The organism is Paenibacillus sp. GD4 (assembly GCF_030846225.1).
Taxonomy (GTDB): Bacteria; Bacillota; Bacilli; order Paenibacillales; family NBRC-103111; genus Paenibacillus_G; species Paenibacillus_G silviterrae.
The window spans coordinates 2,476,940-2,498,818 of sequence record NZ_JAVCYK010000001.1 but is presented as its reverse complement, the minus strand read 5'-3'; the positions used below and the strand labels follow the sequence as shown (position 1 = coordinate 2,498,818).

Annotated in this window: 18 protein-coding genes; 12 read left to right on the top strand and 6 right to left on the bottom strand. The window is 55.4% G+C overall.

Features of this window, described 5'->3' with window-relative positions; all coding sequences use genetic code 11:
* Window positions 1-3 precede the first annotated feature (3 nt).
* The 4 genes from RAC89_RS11770 to RAC89_RS11755 all read right to left on the bottom strand — a co-directional run bounded on the left by RAC89_RS11770 (window position 4) and on the right by RAC89_RS11755 (window position 4,510).
* On the bottom strand, window positions 4-1,950 hold the full coding sequence (locus RAC89_RS11770; protein WP_306613671.1) for an FtsX-like permease family protein: 1,947 nt from the start codon (window positions 1,948-1,950) through the stop codon (window positions 4-6).
* The gene (locus tag RAC89_RS11765) at window positions 1,940-2,704 is read right to left on the bottom strand and encodes an ABC transporter ATP-binding protein (protein WP_306613669.1); all 765 of its coding nucleotides are present in this window, start codon (window positions 2,702-2,704) and stop codon (window positions 1,940-1,942) included. The genes RAC89_RS11770 and RAC89_RS11765 overlap by 11 nt, the downstream gene beginning before the upstream one ends.
* 104 nt (window positions 2,705-2,808) lie before the next feature.
* The gene (locus tag RAC89_RS11760) at window positions 2,809-3,819 is read right to left on the bottom strand and encodes a sensor histidine kinase (protein ID WP_306613667.1); all 1,011 of its coding nucleotides are present in this window, start codon (window positions 3,817-3,819) and stop codon (window positions 2,809-2,811) included.
* Window positions 3,812-4,510 (bottom strand): response regulator transcription factor, encoded by a 699-nt coding sequence (locus tag RAC89_RS11755; RefSeq protein WP_306613665.1) that lies wholly within the window; start codon window positions 4,508-4,510, stop codon window positions 3,812-3,814. Before RAC89_RS11755 ends, RAC89_RS11760 begins: the two co-directional genes overlap by 8 nt.
* Before the next feature lie 124 nt (window positions 4,511-4,634).
* Between RAC89_RS11755 and RAC89_RS11750 the strand changes: the two genes are divergently transcribed.
* The 3 genes from RAC89_RS11750 (at window position 4,635) to RAC89_RS11740 (ending at window position 6,540) form a co-directional block, all read left to right on the top strand.
* Window positions 4,635-4,985 (top strand): zinc ribbon domain-containing protein YjdM, encoded by a 351-nt coding sequence (locus RAC89_RS11750; protein WP_306613663.1) that lies wholly within the window; start codon window positions 4,635-4,637, stop codon window positions 4,983-4,985.
* A gap of 9 nt (window positions 4,986-4,994) precedes the next feature.
* Window positions 4,995-5,942, top strand: a complete 948-nt coding sequence (locus tag RAC89_RS11745; protein ID WP_306613661.1) for a helix-turn-helix transcriptional regulator — start codon at window positions 4,995-4,997, stop codon at window positions 5,940-5,942.
* 67 nt (window positions 5,943-6,009) lie between these two features.
* A complete protein-coding gene (locus RAC89_RS11740; RefSeq protein ID WP_306613659.1) occupies window positions 6,010-6,540 on the top strand; it encodes a DinB family protein in 531 nt (176 codons plus the stop codon).
* A gap of 60 nt (window positions 6,541-6,600) precedes the next feature.
* Here the strand turns inward: RAC89_RS11740 and RAC89_RS11735 are convergent, their stop codons facing one another.
* Window positions 6,601-7,947, bottom strand: a complete 1,347-nt coding sequence (locus RAC89_RS11735; RefSeq protein WP_306613657.1) for a flavin monoamine oxidase family protein — start codon at window positions 7,945-7,947, stop codon at window positions 6,601-6,603.
* Between the two features lie 232 nt (window positions 7,948-8,179).
* Between RAC89_RS11735 and RAC89_RS11730 the strand changes: the two genes are divergently transcribed.
* The 5 genes from RAC89_RS11730 to RAC89_RS11710 all read left to right on the top strand — a co-directional run bounded on the left by RAC89_RS11730 (window position 8,180) and on the right by RAC89_RS11710 (window position 15,544).
* On the top strand, window positions 8,180-9,547 hold the full coding sequence (locus RAC89_RS11730) for a sodium-dependent transporter (RefSeq protein ID WP_306613656.1): 1,368 nt from the start codon (window positions 8,180-8,182) through the stop codon (window positions 9,545-9,547).
* 164 nt (window positions 9,548-9,711) lie between these two features.
* A complete protein-coding gene (locus tag RAC89_RS11725) occupies window positions 9,712-10,812 on the top strand; it encodes an ABC transporter ATP-binding protein (protein WP_306613654.1) in 1,101 nt (366 codons plus the stop codon).
* Window positions 10,796-13,195 carry an ABC transporter permease gene (locus RAC89_RS11720; RefSeq protein WP_306613652.1) on the top strand — a complete coding sequence of 800 codons (2,400 nt, stop codon included), beginning with the start codon at window positions 10,796-10,798 and terminating at the stop codon, window positions 13,193-13,195. Before RAC89_RS11725 ends, RAC89_RS11720 begins: the two co-directional genes overlap by 17 nt.
* A gap of 20 nt (window positions 13,196-13,215) precedes the next feature.
* Window positions 13,216-14,454 (top strand): efflux RND transporter periplasmic adaptor subunit, encoded by a 1,239-nt coding sequence (locus tag RAC89_RS11715; protein WP_306613650.1) that lies wholly within the window; start codon window positions 13,216-13,218, stop codon window positions 14,452-14,454.
* A 133-nt stretch (window positions 14,455-14,587) separates the two neighbouring features.
* The gene (locus RAC89_RS11710; protein WP_306613649.1) at window positions 14,588-15,544 is read left to right on the top strand and encodes a carbohydrate kinase family protein; all 957 of its coding nucleotides are present in this window, start codon (window positions 14,588-14,590) and stop codon (window positions 15,542-15,544) included.
* Window positions 15,545-15,791: 247 nt separating this feature from the next.
* Here the strand turns inward: RAC89_RS11710 and RAC89_RS11705 are convergent, their stop codons facing one another.
* On the bottom strand, window positions 15,792-16,823 hold the full coding sequence (locus tag RAC89_RS11705) for a potassium channel family protein (RefSeq protein WP_306613647.1): 1,032 nt from the start codon (window positions 16,821-16,823) through the stop codon (window positions 15,792-15,794).
* A gap of 219 nt (window positions 16,824-17,042) precedes the next feature.
* Here RAC89_RS11705 and RAC89_RS11700 point away from each other — a divergent pair, with 219 nt between their 5' ends.
* From RAC89_RS11700 to RAC89_RS11685, 4 genes are all read left to right on the top strand, one after another.
* Window positions 17,043-18,158: a BMP family lipoprotein gene (locus RAC89_RS11700; RefSeq protein WP_306613645.1), complete on the top strand. Its 1,116-nt coding sequence runs from the start codon at window positions 17,043-17,045 to the stop codon at window positions 18,156-18,158.
* Window positions 18,159-18,227: 69 nt separating this feature from the next.
* Window positions 18,228-19,754, top strand: a complete 1,527-nt coding sequence (locus RAC89_RS11695) for an ABC transporter ATP-binding protein (RefSeq protein WP_306613643.1) — start codon at window positions 18,228-18,230, stop codon at window positions 19,752-19,754.
* Window positions 19,751-20,833 carry an ABC transporter permease gene (locus RAC89_RS11690; RefSeq protein ID WP_306613641.1) on the top strand — a complete coding sequence of 361 codons (1,083 nt, stop codon included), beginning with the start codon at window positions 19,751-19,753 and terminating at the stop codon, window positions 20,831-20,833. Before RAC89_RS11695 ends, RAC89_RS11690 begins: the two co-directional genes overlap by 4 nt.
* The gene (locus RAC89_RS11685; protein ID WP_284642961.1) at window positions 20,817-21,770 is read left to right on the top strand and encodes an ABC transporter permease; all 954 of its coding nucleotides are present in this window, start codon (window positions 20,817-20,819) and stop codon (window positions 21,768-21,770) included. The genes RAC89_RS11690 and RAC89_RS11685 overlap by 17 nt, the downstream gene beginning before the upstream one ends.
* Window positions 21,771-21,879: the final 109 nt, after the last annotated feature.

Below are 21,879 nucleotides of genomic sequence, written 5' to 3'. Positions count from 1 at the left end.
AGCTTACAGTGACTCGCGAATGATTTTTTTGTAATGCACCACGGACAGGAAGCCGAAGATGGAGTACAGCACCGTGTACAGGGCCATCACAATAGCCATCGGCGCCCAGAGCTCCGTACCGAACAGAAACCAGCCGGATTGTACCGCAAAGTAACTGTGTACCAAGCCGACGACGAGCGGTATGCCGAAGCTGAACAGCTGCTTGGCCTGGATTCCGCCGAGCAGGTCGCTCTGCGTGAAGCCCAGCTTGCGCAGGATTGTATAGGACGGCTTCTCATCCTCGCTCTCTTCCATCTGCTTGAAATACAAAATGCAGCCGGAGGTGACCAGGAAGGCCAGGCCTAAGAACCCCACGATGAACATGATCAGCCCCATATTCTGTTTCTGGGTGTTGCTGATATCGAGCCGGGAATCATAATCACGGTTCTTGGCGAAGCCCATGTCGTGAAACAGCACATTGGCCGCTTCAAGCTCCCCCGGATGAATCAAATCGACGCCGATATAAAGCGATGATTTCTTTTGAATGGATGGATCCAGCTCCTTGCGGAGCCGCTCGAATACCGATGAATCGACGATCGCAATCGGCTGGCCGCCGTCGGAAAAATACCGCGGAAGAACATAATTTTTCTTCAGGCCAAGGTAGCTCAGCTGCATCGGAGTCTGCCCGATGGACAGCTCGATCGTGCCGGTAGACTTTAAGGGCAGAAACTTCTGAAGCAGATCGTTATACCCTGTGAAGAGCACCTGGTCGGCAGGTAAATTCCCTAAGCCCGCAGCGGTATCATTAATGACAGGGATCGTTAATTTTTCCGGATCCAGTAGAAGTCCCTCAACACGCGATTCCATAATGTCCGATATATTGACGTGAGCTCTCAATACGTCAATTTGGGTAGTGCGATGCTCAAGTCCCTTCGCTTTCAGCGATTCGGTGAATCGCTCTGCATCCTCAGGCTGCGTAAAGGCGAAGTGGGCGGGGACCGATTGCTCGGCGATTTTCTCGGCGGAATAGTACGAGATGTAGCTGAGCGATAACAGCCCGATGGCCAGAGCGGACACGGTGGTAATGACGGTTAGCAGCAGCGCGTTCGACTTCATGCGGAACATGATCGAAGAGAGGGACAGCACCTCCCGCACCGTCAGGTAGCCGTTTTTGCTTCTCCGAGCCAGCTGAAACAGTAGCAGCACGGAGCCTTTATAGAACAAGTACGTGCCGATAATGACCGAAGCCAGAATAAAAACCATGGCCGAGAAGAGTTCTGTCGTAGAGACGAAGGCTCCGCCGAACAGCTTCGACGATACATAGTAGCCAAGCAGGATCAACGCCAGTCCGGCCCCACCCATCACCGCTTCACCCACGGTCATCCGGTTCACTTGGTCCTCAGTGGAGGAACGGAAGCGGAATAGCGACAGGATGCTCTGGCGCCGGATGAAGATGTAGTTGACCAGCATGATGAGCAGATAGATGGCTGTAAACACAATCAATGTCTGCACCAAGGCCTGCATGGAGAAATGCAGGGTTGCGATGCCATTCACCCCGGTGATTTTGAATAAAATCATCAGGATCAGCTTGGATACGGAGAAGCCGATGAAGGTGCCGACGGCGAGCGAGCCGAAATACAGCATGCCGTTCTCCGCACTAAGGATGCGAAAGATCGTGTTCTTCGTCATCCCAATGAGCTGGAGCAGGCCGATTTCCTTACTCCGGCGTTTAACGAAGATGTTATTGGCGTACAGATTGAACACGCCTACGATCGCTACAAGCAGGATGGAAGCCGCGCGGATGGAGGCGGCGCCCTTCACGCTGCCCTTGGTCTCATCCAAGGCAGGGTCATACTGCAGCGTCACGAAGGCGAAATACAGCGCGACACTAAAGATCAGGGCGAACACGTAAAGGTAATAATGCTTAAGGTTGGACTTCAGATTTTGGAAAATCAAATGCTTATTGCTCATCCTGCACCCCGCCTAACACGCCCTGGGTTTTCATGATGTCCTGGAAGAACGCCTGCCGGGTCTCCTGCCCCCGATACAGCTGCGTATAAATGTACCCGTCCTTAATGAAAATAACTCGGCTGCTGTAGCTCGCCGCCACCGGGTCATGCGTCACCATCACAATCGTGGCCTTTCGCTGTACGTTCATGCCGCTCAGCTTATTCAGCAGATCGGAGGCGGATTTGGAATCCAGGGCTCCCGTCGGCTCATCGGCGAAGATGAGGCTCGGCTCATGGACGAAGGCTCTCGCTGCCGAGGTCCGCTGCTTTTGTCCGCCGGAAATCTCGTTCGGATATTTATCCTTCACCTCATAGATACCGAGCTCCTTGGCTACCACCTGGAACTTTTGTTCAGCCTCCTGCTTCGGCACCTTGGCGACCGAGAGCGGAAGCAGCACATTTTCCTTCACGGTTAACGTATCAAGAAGATTGTAATCCTGGAAAATAAACCCCAGATGCTGTTTGCGGAATTCCGCGAGCTGCTTTTCCTTCATCCCGGTAATTTCCCGTCCCTCAATCCGGATGGAGCCCCCGCTGACCGTATCGATCGAGGAGAGCACGTTGAGCAGGGTCGTCTTCCCGGAGCCGGAGGCGCCCATAATGCTGACGAATTCCCCTTCCGCAATGCTCAAATCAAGGCCCTTCAGTACTTCCTGCTTATTGAACTTATTCCCGTAGGTTTTATGAATTTTCACAGCCTCTAAGATGCTTGGCATGGGTTTCTTCACTCCTTTTGTTTCTTCTCGCCTTATTATAGAAAAAGCAGCCGTCGGTTTCCTTCGATCGGCCTAACAAAAGAGAAGGGCATGTGACAAAGCTGTCACATGCCTGTGATACGAGTGAAGTCGTTACGTCTCGGGAAGGTAAGAGTGAAGGTTGAACCGGCCTTCAGCTCGGACTGAACGTCGATATGGATCTGCAGCGCATGCGCCGCTTTCCGGGCCAAGTACAATCCCATTCCCGTAGCGGCACTATCCGCATGATGGCCTGTGGAAGTAAAACCGCGATCGAACAGGCGGGGCATGTCCTTCGGATCAATGCCGCGGCCGCGGTCCTTGACCGAAAGCCGTACATGCCCGCTTTCCCTGAAGCTTGTTACCGTAATGTCGGAAGCCGGGTCACTGTACTTTACCGCATTCGTCAGCAGCTGCCTAAGGATGAAAGCCAGCCATTTCGCATCGCTGAGCACTTCGTTCACCTCCAGCTCGATGTCAAAGCCGATGCCCTTTTGGATGCACCAGGTTTGCAGTGTCTTGAGCTCCATGAACAGCAGGGCTTCCAGGTCGATCTTCTCGATCAACAAGTCGTTCTCCAAAAAAGGAAGCCGCTTCTGATGCAGCTGCTGATCCAGCAGCAGGTGGATGCGAAGCCACTCATAGGTCAGCGGCGCCTTCAAGGCTTCGTCGCTCAATCGGTCGATCATGAGGCGCATGGCGGTTAATGGCGTTTTCACCTCGTGGATCCAGGAGAGCAGCTCGTCCTTCTCCTGCTCCAGCAGGGTAAAACGGTGTGAGGCGGTGCGCTCCAGCTGGTTCGTCTGGTCCGTCAAGCTGCTCTCCACGATCCGCTCAAACGGGCTTTGGGCTGCTGCGCCTAAGCCGGCGACGCCGAGCTGCGGGTCCCATTCCTCCAGCTGCCGGTAGAACCGGGTCTCCCGGTGATAACGGTACACCGTGAAGCCGACAAAGAGGAGCGTCGATAGAAACACGATATAGAGCATGGAGGCGAAAGGGAGCGTCGTATCGACGTAAGCAATCATGAGGAGGAGCAGCTGGAGGAAAATGAAGAACAGGAACCAGCTGCGCCTTTCGGCTATATATTTGCTAACCATGGGCGGAGCCCGCCTCTTCCGTCGCCATATAGCCCTGTCCCACCTTGGTCTCGATAAACCGCCCGAGTCCCAGCTCGTCGAGCTTCTTCCGAAGCCGGTTGACATTCACCGTTAACGTATTGTCGCTCACGAAGCGCTGGTCGTCCCACAGCCGGGTGATGATGTCCTCGCGGCTGACGATTTTGTTCTTATGCTCGATCAGCAGCTTGAGGATGTACAGCTCGTTCTTCGTGAGCTCGACCGTCCCGGCCTCATTCGTGACGGTAGTGCTTTCGAAATCTATCGCCGCTCCGCACCAGGTCCGGAGCTTCACCGGCTCACTGCTATAATTATGAACCCGCCGGAGCATTGCTTGAATTTTGGCGATGAGCACCTCGAAGTGGAAGGGCTTCTGTATGAAATCATCCGCTCCCAGCTGCATCGACATGACCATGTCCGTCGGGTGATCGCGCGAGGAGAGGAAAACGATCGGCACGTTGGAATGAGCCCGAATCTGGCGGCACCAATGAAAGCCGTCGAACTTCGGCAGTTGAATATCAATAATGACTAAGTCCGGCTGCACGAGGCTGAATTGCTCCAATATTTTGCCGAAATCGGTAACTCCGTGAACCTCGTAGGCCCACTGGCTCAGCCGTTCCTTGATCTCGTGGAACAAGGTGGCGTCATCTTCAATCAACAACAGCTTGAACAAGGCAGATCACCACACTTTACTTTGCTTATCTCTATGCCTTTATTTTAATAGAAAACAAATAAATTAGAAAATCAACCCATTTTGTATTAGAATAAGCAGAAAACCTTAGGAGGACGATCCATCCGTGTCTATGCTGCCAAACTGCCCTAAATGCAATTCCCCCTATACTTACGAGGACGGAAGCCTCTACGTGTGCCCGGAGTGCGCTCATGAATGGAGCGGCTTACCAGAAGGAGAGAACGAGCAGGGCTCCGATCAGCCGGTCGTGAAGGATGCGAACGGCAATCTCCTGCAGGATGGCGATACCGTAACGGTCATCAAGGATCTGAAGGTAAAGGGAAGCTCCTCGGTATTGAAGGTGGGCACCAAGGTGAAGAACATTCGTTTGGTGGATGGCGATCACAATATTGACTGCAAGATCGATGGCTTCGGAGCGATGAAGCTGAAATCCGAATTTGTGAAAAAATCGAGCTAGGCTGCACGCATGAATAAAACAGACCGATTGTTAGCGATTATCTTGGAGCTTCAACGGAAGGGACTTATGCGGGCAGAGGACCTGGCCGCGAGCCTGGAAATCAGCACAAGGACGATCTATCGCGATATTCAGGCCTTATGTGAAGCAGGAGTTCCGGTAGTGGGGGCCCCCGGGATGGGATATTCCCTGATGGAGGGATATTTCCTGCCCCCGGTGAGCTTCACGCCGGAGGAAGCGGTGGCATTGCTGCTCGGGACGGATTTTATCGAGATGAGGTTCGACTCCGACTGGGGCTCGAAAGCTTCCAGCGCAAGGGGGAAGATCGAGGCAACCCTGCCGGAGGGTATACGTGCAGAGGCATCCCGCGCTCGGAAGACCACGAGACTGTTGAACTCGGGAGAGGCACGGGTCACCGGGCAAGAGAAACGGCACCTGGAGGTGCTTCGCCGGGCGATATTGGAGAAACGAAAGGTAAGGCTCGATTATTCGAAGGGCATGCCCGGGGCTGATGGAGAACGCAACAGTGTTCGAGATGTGGCCCCTTATGGCCTTGCTCTTGTCCAGCACGCCTGGATGCTCGTTGCCCACTGCGATTTGCGGCAGGAGCTCCGCCATTTTCGCTTGTCGCGCATACAAGACCTTACGCTTCTGGACACCTCGTTCGAGCTTCCGGCGGACTTCCGGTTGGAGGAGTACAAGCCGCGGGATGATCGGCACACGACCGTACGGATTCTGGCCGACCCGGATATTGCGGAGAGAATCAGGGAGTCGGGCTACTTTTTCATCGAGGGGCTTACAGATCGTGAGGATGGCTTGGAGGTAACGCTTCGCGTCAGAGAGCTGGGTGACGTGCTGCAGTGGATGCTCGGCTGGGGGGCGAAAGCGGTTGTTCTTGAGCCTGAAGAGCTGAGGAGCCGGATACGCGAAGAGGCCCAAAACATGTGGAAACGCTACTGACATGCTGTTGTCAGTAGCGTTTTTGTATACTGGTTCTATCCAATAGCAAAGGGAGCTGGCAAACGTTATGAAAACATCGAAAATCTTAGAGAGTATGGAACAGCTGACGAAGCATTATGAAGAAGAGCTTAGCCCGTTGAGCATGGAGCAGCTGACGCGGCAGCCGAGCGAGCAGGAATGGTCACTGGGGCAAATGGTTCAGCACCTGATCAACAGCGCCTTGTTCATGCAGCTTCGCAATGCCGAGCGGTGCATTATGGCGGATGAGGGAACGGTGACGGCAGGGGAGAAAACAGAGCCGGGGAAAGCGATCTTTGAGCTGGGAGGCTTTCCGCCGGCCCGTATTCAAGTCGCGCCATCCCCGCAGTATACCCCCGGGCAGCCGGAAAGCAAGGAGCAGCTGATCGGGGGGCTGAACAAGGTGCTGGTCCGGATGAAGGAGCTCGCGCCGGCCTTGGACGGTGCACCGGAAGGGGTGCAGGCGGCTCATCCTCGCCTAGGGGCGCTCAATGCCCGGGAATGGTTCGAGCTGGTGGAAATGCATTACCGGCATCATTTGATGCAGAAGGACCGGTTGATTAAGGAGCTGCAGAGATAAAGCAGTGCTGGCCTGGCCCCAATGGGGCCGCTTTTTTTGTTCAAATAGCGGCTTAATGGCTCATTCCCGGAACGAAAGAAGGACCTCTTCCGCCGCCCGTAACCCGGACTGCACGGCTCCCTCCATGTACATGCGCCATTCGGTGGCGGTTTCCGTTCCAGCCCAGTGAAGAGGACCGATCGGCTGAAGCAGTGCCGGACCGAATTGCGTCAGCACGCCGGGAGCAAGGTGGGCCGAATAGCCGCCGCGGGCCCAAGGGTCCGAGAGCCAGTCCCACTCGTGGACGGCTGCAGGCTGCAAAGCCTCAGTGCCAAAGGCACGGGCAACACTTCGGAGCACCTCCGCGTGCCGCTCTTGCGGCTTCCGAAGTCCCAAAGAGCGTGCGTTGGTACCTGTGGCGATAGCGGATAGCACGCCCCGCGTCTGCCCCGGCGTCGTGCTGTCTAACGTCGTAGTAACCGGTCCCCGATCCAGGTAAGCCTTCCCGTTCCATCCGTTGTTCCGCCAGAAGGGCTTGTCGTATACCAGGATGAATTTTAGAGCAGCCCCCTGACCGACCCGCTGGGTGAATTGGTCCCGCAGGAAGGGCAGCGCCGGCTCGTAGTGAATCCTCGCGGTGAAGGCAGGAGGCATGGCCAAGATCACTTTGCGCCCTACCCACTTTTCTTGGTCCGTAAAGACCGTGACGGCATCCTCTTGCCACGTAATGGTTCGAACCCGCTCGTTCAGCTTGACCGAATCCCCAAGCGTTGCGGCCATCTGCTGCGGAAGTGTCTGGGAACCGCCGAGCATCCAAAATTCCTCAGCAGAGAAGAGACCCTTGAAGCTGCCGCTGCATGACAGCGACCAGGCGAGATCCAGCATGGAGAACTCACTTAAATCTCCGCACAAGCCTTCCTCGGCAATTACCCGAAACAGGGCCTTCCCGTAACGGGTGAACATTGAAGTCTCCAGCCAGGACTGAACCGTTCGGGCATCTAGAGAAGAGGCCTGTTTTGTGCTCCAAGGCGCACAATTGTCGATCTGCCCGCTTAGCTGCTCCAGTCTTTTTTGCATACGGTAGAAGTCGAATAAGGAAGGAAGCGGCAGAGGATGGGCGCCGGAGCGTGCCGCTTTTCTCCTGCCGAGCAGCTCGTAAAATGTTTTTCCATCGGTATACGTGGGGGTTGTCGGGATATGGAACTGCTGTAACAGGCTCATGATCCTGGGCTGCGCGGATGACACCCACTGGGCGCCGTAATCGATCACAACCCCGTCAGCCACCGTGCTGTACATTCTTCCCCCAACCCGGTCTCGGGCCTCCAGCACGATGCAGGCAGCACCCCGCCTCTTGATCTCTATGGCGGCAGTTAGGCCCGCCAGACCTGCCCCAATAATGATGACATCCGTATCATATGGACCTGTCAAAGAAACTCCCCCAGATAAGCTTGATCGACGCGCTTCCTTATCTCTTCCCAAAACAATCCGGTTATAATCAAGGACAATCCAGCAATGATGAGAATCCGTTGCCGCGGATATTCGCAGAATAAAATAGGGACGTCTCCTAAGAGGACATATTCCAAATATTCCCGTCTATGAGAAGCCGCGGCTTCCTTGCTATACTCTAACATGTACAACTAGAAAGGATGGGGAAAGCCTCATGAGCAGTCAATCACCCAAGACAACCCCTGAGCATAAGAAGAACGGGAGCAAGGAGCGGTTTTCTTCCTCAGGCTTCATTCTGGCCGCGATCGGAAGCTCAGTCGGTCTGGGGAATTTGTGGAAGTTTCCTTATATTACGGGTAAGCACGGAGGAGCGGCATTTTTCCTGCTTTTCATTATTTGCTTGATTATCGTCGGCTTGCCGATTCTGCTCGCAGAGATGGCGATCGGACGGGGCGGCCGAGGGAATGCCTCAAGTTCGTTATTCAATCTGTCGGGGAAAAAATATTGGAGCTTTTTCGGCTTTCTATCGGTCCTCACGGCCTTCCTAATCATGTCTTATTATGCCGTGGTAGCAGGCTGGACTCTTCATTACACCGTTCAATCGTTCTCAGGCATTCTTATGAAGCCGGGTCTTGATTACAAGAGCGTGTTTACCGGCTTTGCTTCAGGATACATGCCGATCTTCTGGCAGGCTGTCGTGATGCTGGTCAGCGGATGGGTCATCGCGAGAGGCGTGTCGGGAGGGATCGAGAAGTTTAACAAGATTTTGATTCCCGGCTTCCTGATCATCCTGTTGATCCTGCTGACTCGGTCGCTCACGCTTCCCGGCGCGATGGAGGGCGTCCGGTTTTTCCTGAAACCGGATTTCGCCAAGCTGGATGCCGAATCGATGCTGATCGCCCTAGGGCATGCGTTCTTCTCCCTGTCTCTAGGGATGGGCTGTATGCTGACATACGGATCCTACGTTGACAAAAAGCAATCGCTCGGCACGGCGACCATCGCCATCGGGCTCGGGGATTTGGTCTACGCCTTCATCGCCGGACTCGTCATTTTTCCTACCGTGTTCTCCTACGGTCTTCAGCCGAGTGAAGGCGTCGGGTTGGCTTTTATGGCGCTTCCAGCAGCATTCACCCAGATGCCCTTCGGAGCACTGTTCGGCGGGCTGTTCTTCCTGCTGCTGGCCATTGCCGCGCTAACCTCAGCCGTATCGATTCTGGAGGTCCCCGTCGCCTTTGCGATGCATAAATGGAGCTGGAGCCGAAAGAAAGCGGCGGTCGTCGTTTCCCTGGTGTGCTTCTTCGTAGGGATCCCCGCGGCACTGTCCGTCGGTGGGGTGCTGGGCTCATTCCAGCCGGGAGGCAAGACCATATTTGACTGGGTTGACTATGTGACCGCGTATGTTTTGATGCCTGTAGGCGGCTTGGTTGTCACGCTGTTCACAGGCTACGCCTGGAAGAAAGCCGGTGACGAGGTCGGCTTGTCCGGCTTTTGGTACCGAACATGGATGATTTTGCTCCGACTGATCGTACCTGTTCTTATTGTTCTGGTATTTCTCTATTCGGTCGGACTGTTAAAGGTATAACGAGACCAACGAAAGCTGCCCTGATGTAGGATCAGGGTGGCTTTTTTCCTATAAGCGCATCACCTTTCTTGAATTAATGTAGAGGAAATAGGTAGGAAATATCGAATATTATCAAAAGAACAAGAGCTTTGGTGAGCGCATTCCGGGAGAGGAAGAGTATTCTCGTGAGTATCGAGTTAACACAGGTCGTCAAGACGTTCCAGACAGCGGGCAATGCCTATACGGCATTAAAGGGAATCGATCTGAAGATCGGCCACGGGGAGTTTGTGGCCATCGTGGGCAAATCGGGCAGCGGCAAGTCTACGCTGATCAATATGATTACGGGCATTGATACGCCCACCTCGGGATCCGTAACAGTGGGGGGAGTGGATGTGACCCGGATGCGGCGCAGTCATTTAGCCCAGTGGCGGGGCCGGAACCTGGGCATTATTTTTCAGTTCTTTCAGCTGCTTCCGACGTTGACGCTGCTTGAGAATGTGATGCTTCCGATGGACTTCTGCAACATGTATTCCTCGAAGGAGCGACGGTCGAGGGGGCTTGCACTGCTCGAACAGGTAGGTATGGCAGAGCATGCCCATAAGATGCCGGGGATGGTATCGGGCGGCCAGCAGCAGCGAGTGGCGATTGCCCGTTCGCTGGCGAACGATCCCCCGATTATCGTGGCGGACGAGCCCACCGGCAGCTTGGATTCGAAGACGGCGGATGCGATTTTCCGGCTGTTCGAGCGGTTGGTCGAAAGTGGCAAAACCGTAGTGATGGTTACGCATGACAACGATCTAGCGAAAAAGGTACGACGCTCGGTCATTGTGGCGGACGGCGAAATCGTGAACCAATACGTCCTTCAGGCTTTGCCGAATCTCGATGTAGATATGCTGACGCAGCTGCAGCCGGTCTTGGTCCAGCGACAGTTTGCTCCGGGGGAGGTCATCATTCGCGCAGGGGACGAAGGAGATCAGGCCTATATTATTACGAAGGGGGTCGTCGAGGTCTTTCTTCCGGTGCCTTCCGGCGATGATATCCATGTCGCTACGCTTCGGGAGGGACAATATTTCGGCGAAATTGCATTAGTGCGCGGCGGACCGAGAACGGCAACCGTACGAGCATCGGAGCAGGAAGGCGTAGAGCTGATGGCTATCGGTCGGGAGGCGTTCGGCGGCATGCTGAGCGGCTCCGCGTTAACCCAGGAGGAGATGAATGAGGTCATTCGTGTCCGCCTCGAGGAGCTGAGCCGGATGAGGGGGGATGGCCATGGCGCTTCGTCCTAGATGGCGCAAGATGCTGCGGGACATTTGGCACTCCAAGGCGCGGACCGCCCTTGTCGTGATGTCGATCACGCTGGGTGTCGTCGGAGTAGGAATGCTGGGACAGACTCAGGTGGTTCTTTTCAGCGGTATGGCGGACAGCCTTACCCGTGCCAACCGGGCGGCGGCGACGCTGATAACCGACCCGTTTGACGGCTCAATGGTCGATACCGTTCGCAGGCAGCCGGGAGTAGAGGTGGTAGAGGGCCGAACGTTGCTGGATGTCCGCTTAGCACCGGATCTAGGCGAGCGGGAGCCTACGTCAGAGCAATGGAGGAGCATGCAAATCCTGGCGCTGGATGATTTTGACGGGATGCGAATGGACAAGCTGGTGCCTGCCCAAGGCGCGTGGCCGCCCGCCGAAGGGGACATCGTTGTGGAGCAAACGGCCCTGGATTATGCAGGGCTTACGGTCGGTGACAACGTATGGATCGAGCTGCCGGACGGCCATAAGGAAAGGCTGGCCATTACCGGAGCGGTTCGCGATGCGGGGCGGATTCCCGCCTCTCTGTCGGGAGTGGTCGTCGGGTACGTAAGGAGCGAAACGCTGGAAACGCTGGAAGTACCGAAGCTGTACAATATGCTGGCATTTCAGCCGGAGGGAAGCCTAACGGACGCGGACAACATTCAGCGGGTGGCGGGCATCATCCGGGACGAGTTCTCCGATCATTCGGTTGCGGTGCATGCCACGCTGATGCCGGAGCCGGGGAAGCACTGGGCGTATGATATCGTAGATTCGATGAACTATATTTTGCAGTCGCTTGGCTTATTGGTGCTTGTACTGGGGTCAAGCCTCATCGTCAATACAATGCTGGCTACCTTATCGGGGCAGCTGCGCCAGATCGGGGTCATGCAGGTCATCGGAGCAACTCCGGGAGATCTGCTTCGCATGTATATCGGCAGTGTCCTCGTGTATAGCGTCTTGGCGCTGGCGATCGGCATTCCGCTGGGTCAGATCGGCTCTGAGGCCATTACGGTCCACTCCATCGATATTATGAACTTCGATAGCTCGAGCTATGGCGCATCCTCCAGCGTATTGATGGTGCAGGCGGTGGTCGGCCTGATCATACCGCTTCTTGCTGCGCTGCCCCCCCTCCTGCATGGAGCACGCATCACCGCAAGCGAAGCGATAGCGGGGGAATCGCAGGCGCCTTCACGAAGCTTCATCGACATTCTGCTGGAGAGGATTGCCCGCCTGCCGAGGCCGTTGCTGCTCTCGCTGCGCAATACATTCCGCAAGAAGGCGAGGCTGTTCCTGACGCTGGTCACGCTCAGCGTAGGCGGTGCAATCGTGATTTCCGTCATCAGTGTGTATGAATCGATGCAGCTGTCCCTTGCCAATTCGCTTCGTTATGTGAATTACGACGTGCGTGTGGCGCTGACGGAGCCGCAGCCGAAGGCTGAGCTGGAGAGGCTGGCCGCCGGCGTAGACGGCGTAGTCCGGGCGGAGACGTGGGGACAGCGGGTCGCGAACCGGGTTCGCCCGGAAGGCGGCGAGAGCCGGGACCTGACGCTGCAGGGGATCCCCGTCGGCTCGGATTTCATCCGGCCGACGCTGGAGAAGGGGCGCTGGCTTGAGCCGGGCGACCGAAACGCCTTGGTGGTCAATACCGACCTGCTGCGCTTCGAGAAGGATTTGGACATCGGAAGTGAGGTGCGGCTCAAGATCGGCGGGGAGGAAAGCGTATGGACGGTAGTCGGTCTTGCACGCCGATTGGTCGGAGAGGTGACCATCTACGTGCCGGAGGCGGCACTGGCCGAGGTGACGGGAGCGGGACCGAATGCCCTTCTGCTGAATGTGGCCACTGATGACCACGACAGAATGGCCCAGGCCCGCATAGCGGCCGAGCTGCAGTCTCGGCTGAAGGACGGAGGCTATCAACCGGCTTCCTCCGTGTTGACCGAGGAGCTCAGAGAAGTCCAGCAAAATAAGTTCAATGTAGTGCTGGCCTTTCTCGCGGTGCTGGCCGTGCTGCTGACTCTCGTGGCAGCGCTAGGCTTAATGGGAACGCTGAGCTTGAGCGTGCTGGAGCGGACGAGGGAAATCGGCGTCATGCGCACTATCGGGGCAGGGGACCGCGCCATCTTCGGCATTGTGATCGGGGAGGCGTTATTTATCGGGTTCCTCTCCTGGCTGATCGGGTCGCTGCTGGCGCTGCCGATCAGCAAGCAGCTCAGTGACGGGATCGGCCAATCCATTTTTTTCGCTCCGCTGGATTATCGTTTTTCGGTCGTGAGCGTTGTCCTTTGGCTGGGAGGCGCGCTGCTGATTGCAGCGGCGGCCGGCTTCATGCCTGCCTGGAATGCATCAAGATTGGCCGTACGGGATGTGCTGGCCTATGAATAGAGGAACAAGGGGGCTTCAGTATGCGTAAGCCGGCGTGGTATGTGCTGCTGGCGATTCTGGTGGCGGGAGCGGGGAGCGCCTTCTATGTACAAGGTCAGAGAAGCGGTACCGCAGTAACCGCCGTGACTGTCAAGAAGGAGGACATCATTCAATACGAGCAGGCGAGCGGTCGGATCAAGCCGATTGATGAAAATAAGCTATATGCCCAAGCGGGCGGAAGGCTACTGCAGGTTTTCGTGAAGAACGGAGATACCGTAAAGGAAAATCAAGTGCTGGCCCAGCTGGACCCGGCGGATACGGAGCTTCAGCTCCGTCAGCTGGAGGCCCGGCTGGAGCAGCTTCGGGCGGAATGGAGCAAGGCCAAGGAAGGGCCGCGGCCGGAGGAAGTGAAGCTGAGGGAGGAGGAGGTTAAGCAGGCTCAAATCAAGCAGGGAGAGTCGGAGCGTGTATTGGACAAGGCACGTAACGATTATGATGCCGGACTAATTCCTTCGGAGCAGCTGCGGAAGGCTCAGAATGAGCTGTTGTTGGCCCAGTCTACGATAGAGACGGCGAAGCAGCGGCTATCTTTGCTCTCGCAGGGGCCGACTCCTGCCGATGAGGCCAAATATGAAGCCCAGGTCAAGGAGCTGGAGGTGCAGCGGGAGCAGCTCAGCCGGGACCGGGCTCACATGCAGGTTATTGCCGGCTACAACGGCACCGTGACAAATGTACCGGTAAAGGAAGGACAGCTTGTCCAGCGGGGCATGGAGCTGTTCCAGCTAGCCGATCTGACCCGCCTGGAGGTGTCGGCGGAGGTGAAGGAGACGCTCATTGCAAACGTCGCCCTCGGCCAGCAAGCGTTGATCAAGGGAGCCGCGCTTAGCAACGGACAGTATCCGGTGCGGGTCGGCAGGATCGCTCCGGCGGCTGGACCCTCCCAGACCAGTACGGACAAGAAACCGGTTGTCGAGGTGACACTGACAATGGAGCAAGGGGTTACCGGGCTGCTTCCGGGCTACAATGTAGACGTGTATTTTGAAGTGAAGCGGTCGGCATCGGCACTGCAGGTACCCCGTAGTGCCGTGAAGCAGACGGATGACGGAACGAGCTATGTATGGACGGTTGACGATTCCCGCGCGGTGCGCAGACCGGTAGAGACGGGAATCAAGAACGAAGCGTTTGTGGAGATCAGGAAAGGGCTGGAAGCGGGCACCCGGGTTATCGTGAAGGCACCCGACTCCTTGAAGGACGGGGAGAAGGTCAAGCTGGATTCTTAGCCGCATGAAGTTCACAAGTTTTCCCCTATCGGATAGGGATTACAGGCCAGATTCACGTGTACGCAGAGCGGGAATCCATGTATAATAATTTTTAGCGTTTGAAATTATTTACGGATTAAGGAGCAACCTTACGATGACAAGCCTTGTTACGGTGATCGGGACGATTTTCGTCGATTGCAAAGGTTTCGCAAATGAAAATTATAATGCGCTGGGCCGCAATTTGGGCAGCGTTCAGTTCGTTCATGGCGGCGTAGGCCGCAATGTGGTCGAGAATTTGGCCAATCTGCAGCTGCCGGCTGCATTTGTATCGACGGTAGACGATTCGGGGCTGGGAGAAGAAATCCAGAAGCGTCTTACGAGCGCAGGGGTATCGACGCAATTTCTGCTTCGTACGCCGAAGGAAGGCATGGGCATGTGGCTGGCCGTGCTGAACGAGAAGGGGGATCTGATGGGCTCCATCTCGCAGATGCCGAATCTGACGACCATGCAGAACCTCGTGCTGCAGCGCAGCGAGGAAATCGTAAAGAGCTCGTCGCACTTGGTGCTGGAGGTTGACCTGAATGAACAAATCTCGCGGCGCTTGCTGGAGGAAGCGAAGCAGTGGAATAAGCCGGTGTACGGCATCCCGGGTAACCTGGATGTGGTGCTGAAGCATCCGGACCTGCTGCAGGCGCTGGAATGCTTCATTTGCAACGACGTCGAGGCGGAGAAGCTGGTCAGCAGCAAGCTCGGAAGCATGGATATTCAAGCAAAAATCGACGCGATGGTGAAGTACGTGGATGCGAACGGGCTGCAATCCATGGTCATCACGCTGGGGGCCGAGGGCTCGATCTATTATGATCCGCGGACCAAGCAGTCGGGCTATCAGCCGGTCTTCCCGGTACGGCTTGTGGACAGCAGCGGCGCGGGGGATGCGTATTTCTCCGGTACGGTGATGGGTTTGGTGCGCGGCTTGCCGCTGAGCCAGGCGGTCGTATGCGGCACGAAGGTGGCAGGCTGGACGATCGAGTCGAAGGAGAACAACTGCCCGGACCTGCGCGAGAAGATGCAGCATGACGAGGTGTTCCAGCAGCTGCTTGTGAAGGGCTGAGGTGAAAGCTGCGAAAGTGCAGCAATTGACGACCCTAAACCAAGCTGAGAATAGGATTTGTGAGAAACCGCATCTTTCGGATCGTAAATGGCTGAAAATGGGCAATTGGCCTCGGAAAGCTGTATATTCGCAGAAATCCGTTCCGTTTTGATGAGGAATCAAGAATAAAATTGCATTTCTGCAGAAATACTGCGCCTCAAAGAACTAAAGATAACCGGCCGTTGGCCGGTTATTTTTTTCTGTTTTATCACTTGCCGGTCAGCCGCCGATACGTTTCCTTGTTACAGATGACGAACAACCGTGCGTCAGGAGGTATCCTTTCCTGCAGTCTTCGATTAATGTTCAAATCGGAGCCGTCGGAGACCAGCGTCGCCCCCTGGCTAAGGAGATCCTCAAAGGCATCGCGGAAGGTAATCCATCGTTTGTCATAAGGAATTTCGAAAAGATCATCCCCGTCGTTACGCGTTAACAGCTGAGAAAAGAGTCTAGAGGTTCCCGGACTGAAGGCTGACCGGACGGCAAGCTGGGAAATCGTCTCACCGGCGAAAATAAAATCGTCTATCTGGATATGCTCAAAATTCGGCAGATGGTCCTTGTTTTGAATCTCTACCACGGTATAGACATGCTTGAAGCATCGTTCGATTGTCGTTGCGATCAATAGAGCCTTGCCGTCGATGAAGGAGGTGTCCTGCAGGACGTGCTGGTTCACCGTTATATTCATCGAGAAGATGAACACAGCCCGGGCTTTGCCGAGGTTGGCCATCTGCAGTGTCTCTTCCTTCACAGGATTTCCTTGAATGTAGTGCACCTTTTCGTGCTCGATCGGGGTTTTCTCCAGTGTATCGATCAGCACGATCTCCGCTGCGGGGTCTGTGCGAAGAATTTCCTTAATAGCGTGTTCCGCATGCTTGCTCCAATCAATCATAACGAAATGATTCTCTCCGGTATAACGCAACTTTCCCTCCTCCTTTTTCCTTTGATAAAGAAACAATGCATCAATGAATTTGCTAATGGTTACCGAGATGAGTCCGATGCCGAAGATATAAATCAGCATGCCGAGTACTTTGCCAAGCACGGTTTTGGGAGCGAAATCGCCATAGCCGACAGTCGTTACCGTAGTCATTACCCACCAAAGGCCATTGAACCAGCTGCCGAAATTGTCCGGTTCCAAGAGGTAGGCGGCTAAGGAGCTGCAGGCAATGAAAACCGCGGCCATGGTAAAGATAAATCGGTTGTTCATTCGTACGATCTGCAGAAAGAATTTAATAAAGAACAGCAATAATCGTCGCCCTCCTTGGTACGGGAAAGGTGGATGGTTACCTTTCATTATAGCACAGTCAAAGTGAAATAATGGAAGCGCCTAACGTCCTTAGCAGCTTCACAGAAGTGTCATGTAAATTTACATTACGGAGTTGTTGAAAAACAGCCCATTTCCTAATATAGTGAATATAGCACTATATTATTTACCATTAACTAATTACATAGGGGGCATTTTTTCATGAAAAAGGGTTTCACGGTACTAACCAGCATCGCTTTGTCTATTGCCTTGCTGGCGGGATGTGGAAGCACGCCTGACAAGCCTGCGGCTACAGGAACAGGTTCAGGCGGCGCCGCTTCCTCGGCAGCGAAGTTTAAGGTGGGTATGGTTACCGATGCCGGTACGATCGATGACAAATCGTTTAACCAAGGCACTTGGGAGGGCGTTAAGAAAGCCAGCACGGAGCTGAAGCTGGAAAGCAAATATTTGAAGCCTGCCGGTACGACGGAGGCGGACTACACGAAGGAAATCGGCAACCTGTACGATGCGGGCTTTAAGTTCATCGTGACACCGGGCTTCAAGTTTGAAACGGCGATTTTTAAATCCCAGGACAAGTACAAGGATGCAAAGTTCGTTCTGATTGACGGTGCTCCGCACAACGGGGATTCCAAAGCGGTCGTGAAAGAGAACACAGTTTCCATCTTCTTTGCAGAGCATGAGTCCGGCTTCCTGGCGGGAGTCGCTGCAGCGGTTCAGCTGAAGGAAGGCCAAGCGGGCTTCATCGGCGGCATGAGCATTCCTCCGGTACAGAAGTTCAACTGGGGCTTCCAGCAGGGTGTGAACTATGCCAATGAGAAGCTGGGCACGAAGGTAACGATGAAGCCGGAGAACGTCGTGTATCAAGGGTCCTTTGACAACGTAGCGGCCGGCGGACAATTGGCTGCCCAAATGTTCGACCGCGGCGTCAACGTGATCTTCGCAGCGGCCGGCGGCGTAGGCGTAGGCGCCATCAACGAGGCGAAAGCCCGTACAACCGCAGGCAAAACGGCCTGGATCGTAGGCGTTGACGTGGATCAGTACAAAGACGGCGTATACCAAGGCGAGAAGTCCGTTATTCTGACCTCCGCTATGAAGAAAATCGACCAAGCGGCTTACGACATGATTAAGGCGGAAACCGAAGGGAAATTCCCGGGCGGCAAGACGCTGACTTTTGACGCTAAGAACAATGGAGTAGGTATTCCTGACAAGAACCCGAATCTGAGCGAGGAAACAGTAAAGAAGGTTGCCGAAACCTTCAATAAGCTGAAAGCCGGCGAGATTAAGGTTGCTGCAGAGCAAGGCTCCTTGATTAAGTAAGCAGAACGTACAAAAGAGACGGAACGAACGGTTTCCGTCTTTTTTTATGTAATAGGGAGGAGTGACAGGATGGAGTATGTGATCGAAATGCTGGAGATTCGCAAGGAGTTTCCCGGCATCGTGGCTAACGACGACATTACGCTTTGCCTGCGCCAAGGGGAAATTCATGCCCTGCTGGGTGAGAACGGAGCGGGCAAGTCGACGCTGATGAGCATTCTGTTCGGGATGTATCAGCCGGATCGGGGCACAATTCGTGTACGAGGCAAGGAGGTGCGTATTGCCAATCCGAACGTAGCGGGGGAGCTCGGGATCGGGATGGTGCATCAGCACTTCAAGCTGGTGGAGAATTTCACGGTGGCGGAGAATATCGTTCTGGGAATGGAAACGCGTAAAGGCGTGATGCTGGATGTGCGAACGGCGGCCAAACGGATCGAGGAGTTATCCAAGCGGTATGGACTGAATGTGGATCCCTATGCGAAGATCGAGGATATTTCGGTAGGTATGCAGCAGCGCGTGGAAATTCTTAAGATGCTGTACCGCGATGCGGAGGTGCTCATCTTCGACGAGCCGACAGCGGTGCTGACTCCTCAGGAAATTGAGGATCTGCAGGAGATTATACGGGGCTTGATTGCCGAGGGCAAATCGATCATTCTCATTACGCATAAGCTGAAGGAAATTAAGGCGGTTGCGGATCGATGCACGGTCATTCGCCGCGGCCGGACGATCGGAACGGTGGATGTAGCGGGAACCGATCAGGCGAAAATGGCGGAGATGATGGTCGGCCGCGAGGTCACCTTCAAGGTACAGAAAAAAGAGAGCGTTCCCACTCGCTCCGTACTGCAGGTGGAGACGCTCGTCGTGAACAATAACAAGAAGGTACAGGCACTCAAGGGAGTTTCGCTTGAGGTACGCGCCGGGGAAATCGTGGGTATCGCCGGGGTCGACGGCAACGGACAAACGGAGCTGATCGAAGCGATTACGGGGCTTCGGCGGGCGGAGTCGGGCAGCGTTAAGCTGAACGGCAGGGACATTACGGGGCTAACTATTCGGGAGCGGATCGCCGGAGGCATCGGGCATATTCCGGAGGACCGGCAGAAGCGGGGACTCGTCTTGGATTATACGCTGGAGGAGAACATGATTCTTGAAGTATATCATCAGGAGCCTTATGCGAAGAGAGGCCTCTTGAACTGGAAGGCGATCCGCGAGCACGCGGAGCGAATTATCCGCAGCTTCGACGTCCGTTCCGGGACCGGAGCCGTATCGGAGGTGCGGTCGCTGTCCGGGGGCAACCAGCAGAAGGCGATTATCGGCCGGGAGATGGAGCTCGACCCGGACCTGCTGATCGCGGTTCAGCCTACCCGCGGGCTGGATGTCGGCTCCATTGAATACATTCACAAGCGGCTGATTGAGCATCGCGACAAAGGCAAGGCGGTACTGCTTGTCTCGCTGGAGCTCGATGAGGTACTGAATCTTTCGGATCGCATCGCGGTCATGAATAACGGCGAGATTGTCGGAGTCGTCGAAGCAGCCAAGACGGACGAGCAAGAGCTCGGTCTTCTGATCGCCGGCTGTGCGAAGGAGGAGGGGATCGCATGAATACCACTGTCAAATCACTGCTGGCCGTTCTGCTGGGTCTCCTGGCGGGTGCCTTGCTGATGGCCGTCACGGGGCATAACCCATTCCTTGGATACAAGTTTCTAGTTGAAGGGGGCTTGAAAAATCCGGAGCGGATCGGTAATACATTGGCAACCGCCACGCCCCTCATTTTAACCGGCTTGTCCGTGGCTTTTGCCTTTCGCACGGGCCTCTTCAATATCGGGGTAGCAGGCCAAATGCTGTTCGGCGGCTTCTGCGCCACGGCGGTGGGGCTGAGTGCAGATCTGCCGCGGGCGCTGCTCCTTCTCGTGATGATTCTCGCCGGGTTTCTGGGAGGCGCTCTGTGGGCGGTTCTGCCCGGCATTCTGAAGGCCAGGTTCAATGTACATGAGGTCGTGTCTACGATCATGATGAACTGGATTGCCTACTGGACAGTGTATTACGCTGTACCGGGGTACTTTAAGGGAGATTACCTGGAAACGGAATCGAAGAAGCTGCCGGATGCGGCAACGCTTCGCGAGCCGATGCTGAGCGATCTGTTTGACGGCTCGTATATCAACTGGGGCATTCTCATCGCCGTGGTAGCGGTCGTAGCGGTTGCCTTTATCATCAACAAAACGACGCTTGGCTACGAGCTGAAGGCGGTCGGCTTCAACCGCCATGCGGCGGAGTACGCCGGGATTGCCGTAAAGCGGAGCATCGTGCTGTCGATGATTTTGTCGGGCGGGCTGGCCGGCCTCGGGGGAGTGGCGCAGTACGTCGGGAATGCGTCGAGCATTCAGATCGGGATTTTGCCGTCGCAGGGCTTTGATGGCATCGCGGTAGCTCTCCTGGGCGCGAATACACCGCTGGGGGTGCTCGGAGCGGCTGTCTTCTTCGGTCTGCTGTACTCGGGCCGGGGCTTTATGAACGCCATGACGGAAATTCCGCCGGAGATTGCGGATTCGATTATTGCGATTATTATTTATTTTGCGGCAACGAGTATTTTGATCGAGCGGCTGTATCAGAAATGGAAGCAGCGTAAACATTCGGCGGTCAGCGCGGGGAAGGGGGAGTCGAAGCATGTGGGCCACTCTTGAGCAAATTTTTCCTTACGCGATCGTATTCACCATACCGCTGCTGATCACAGCTTTGGGAGCTTTGTTCAGCGAACGGAGCGGTGTTGTGAATATCGGCTTGGACGGCTTGATGATCGTCGGCTCGTTCATGTCGGCTTTCGTTATTTTCAAGCTGCAGGCCATTTGGCCCGAAGCCTGGTGGGTACTGTGGGTCGGTCTGCTGGCTGCAATGGTGATCGGCATTTTGTTCTCCCTGCTGCACGCGTTCGCAAGCATTAATCTGAGCGCGAATCAGATCATCAGCGGTACGGCGATCAACCTGATTGCCGGCGCCTTGACGGTGTTCCTCGCCCGCAACATGACGGGAAGCGGCAACATCCGGATCACGACAGGCTTCATCCCCGGTGATGTGCCGGGATTATCGGCCATTCCTGTAATCGGGGATTTGGTTTTCTCCAAGACGTATCCGACCACGTGGCTCGTGCTCCTCATCGTAGCGGCCAGCGCCTTCGTGCTGTACAAGACGCCCTTCGGGCTTCGTCTTCGAGCCTGCGGGGAGCATCCTCATGCGGCGGAGGCTGCCGGAATCCGCGTGAAGTCGATGCGGTATGTCGGTGTCATGATCTCCGGCGCGTTCTCCGGGTTAGGGGGTGCCATCATTCTGGTAACGTATGCCGGGGAGTTTACCGGGAACGTGGCGGGACTCGGCTTCCTTGCCTTGGCCTCACTCATCTTCGGCCAATGGAAGCCGCTTGGCGTGCTGGCCGCGACTCTGTTCTTCGGCTTCGCCAGCACCATTGCGAACGTATCGCAGGTTATCCCTTCGCTTGCCGTTATTCCTCCGGTGCTGCTGAAGGTATTTCCGTACGTGGTAACGCTGTTGGCGCTCGTCCTGTTCTCCAAGTCCTCCAATGCTCCGAAGGCGGCGGGAGAACCGTTCGATTCAGGTAAAAGGTAACGCTGTATTCGGCACCCGCAAGGGTGCCTATTTTTTGTCCGGTCATCTGCAAACGGACCGTCGTCTTATGCATTAGTCGACATCCCTTCCCTGCAGACACTCGTAACAA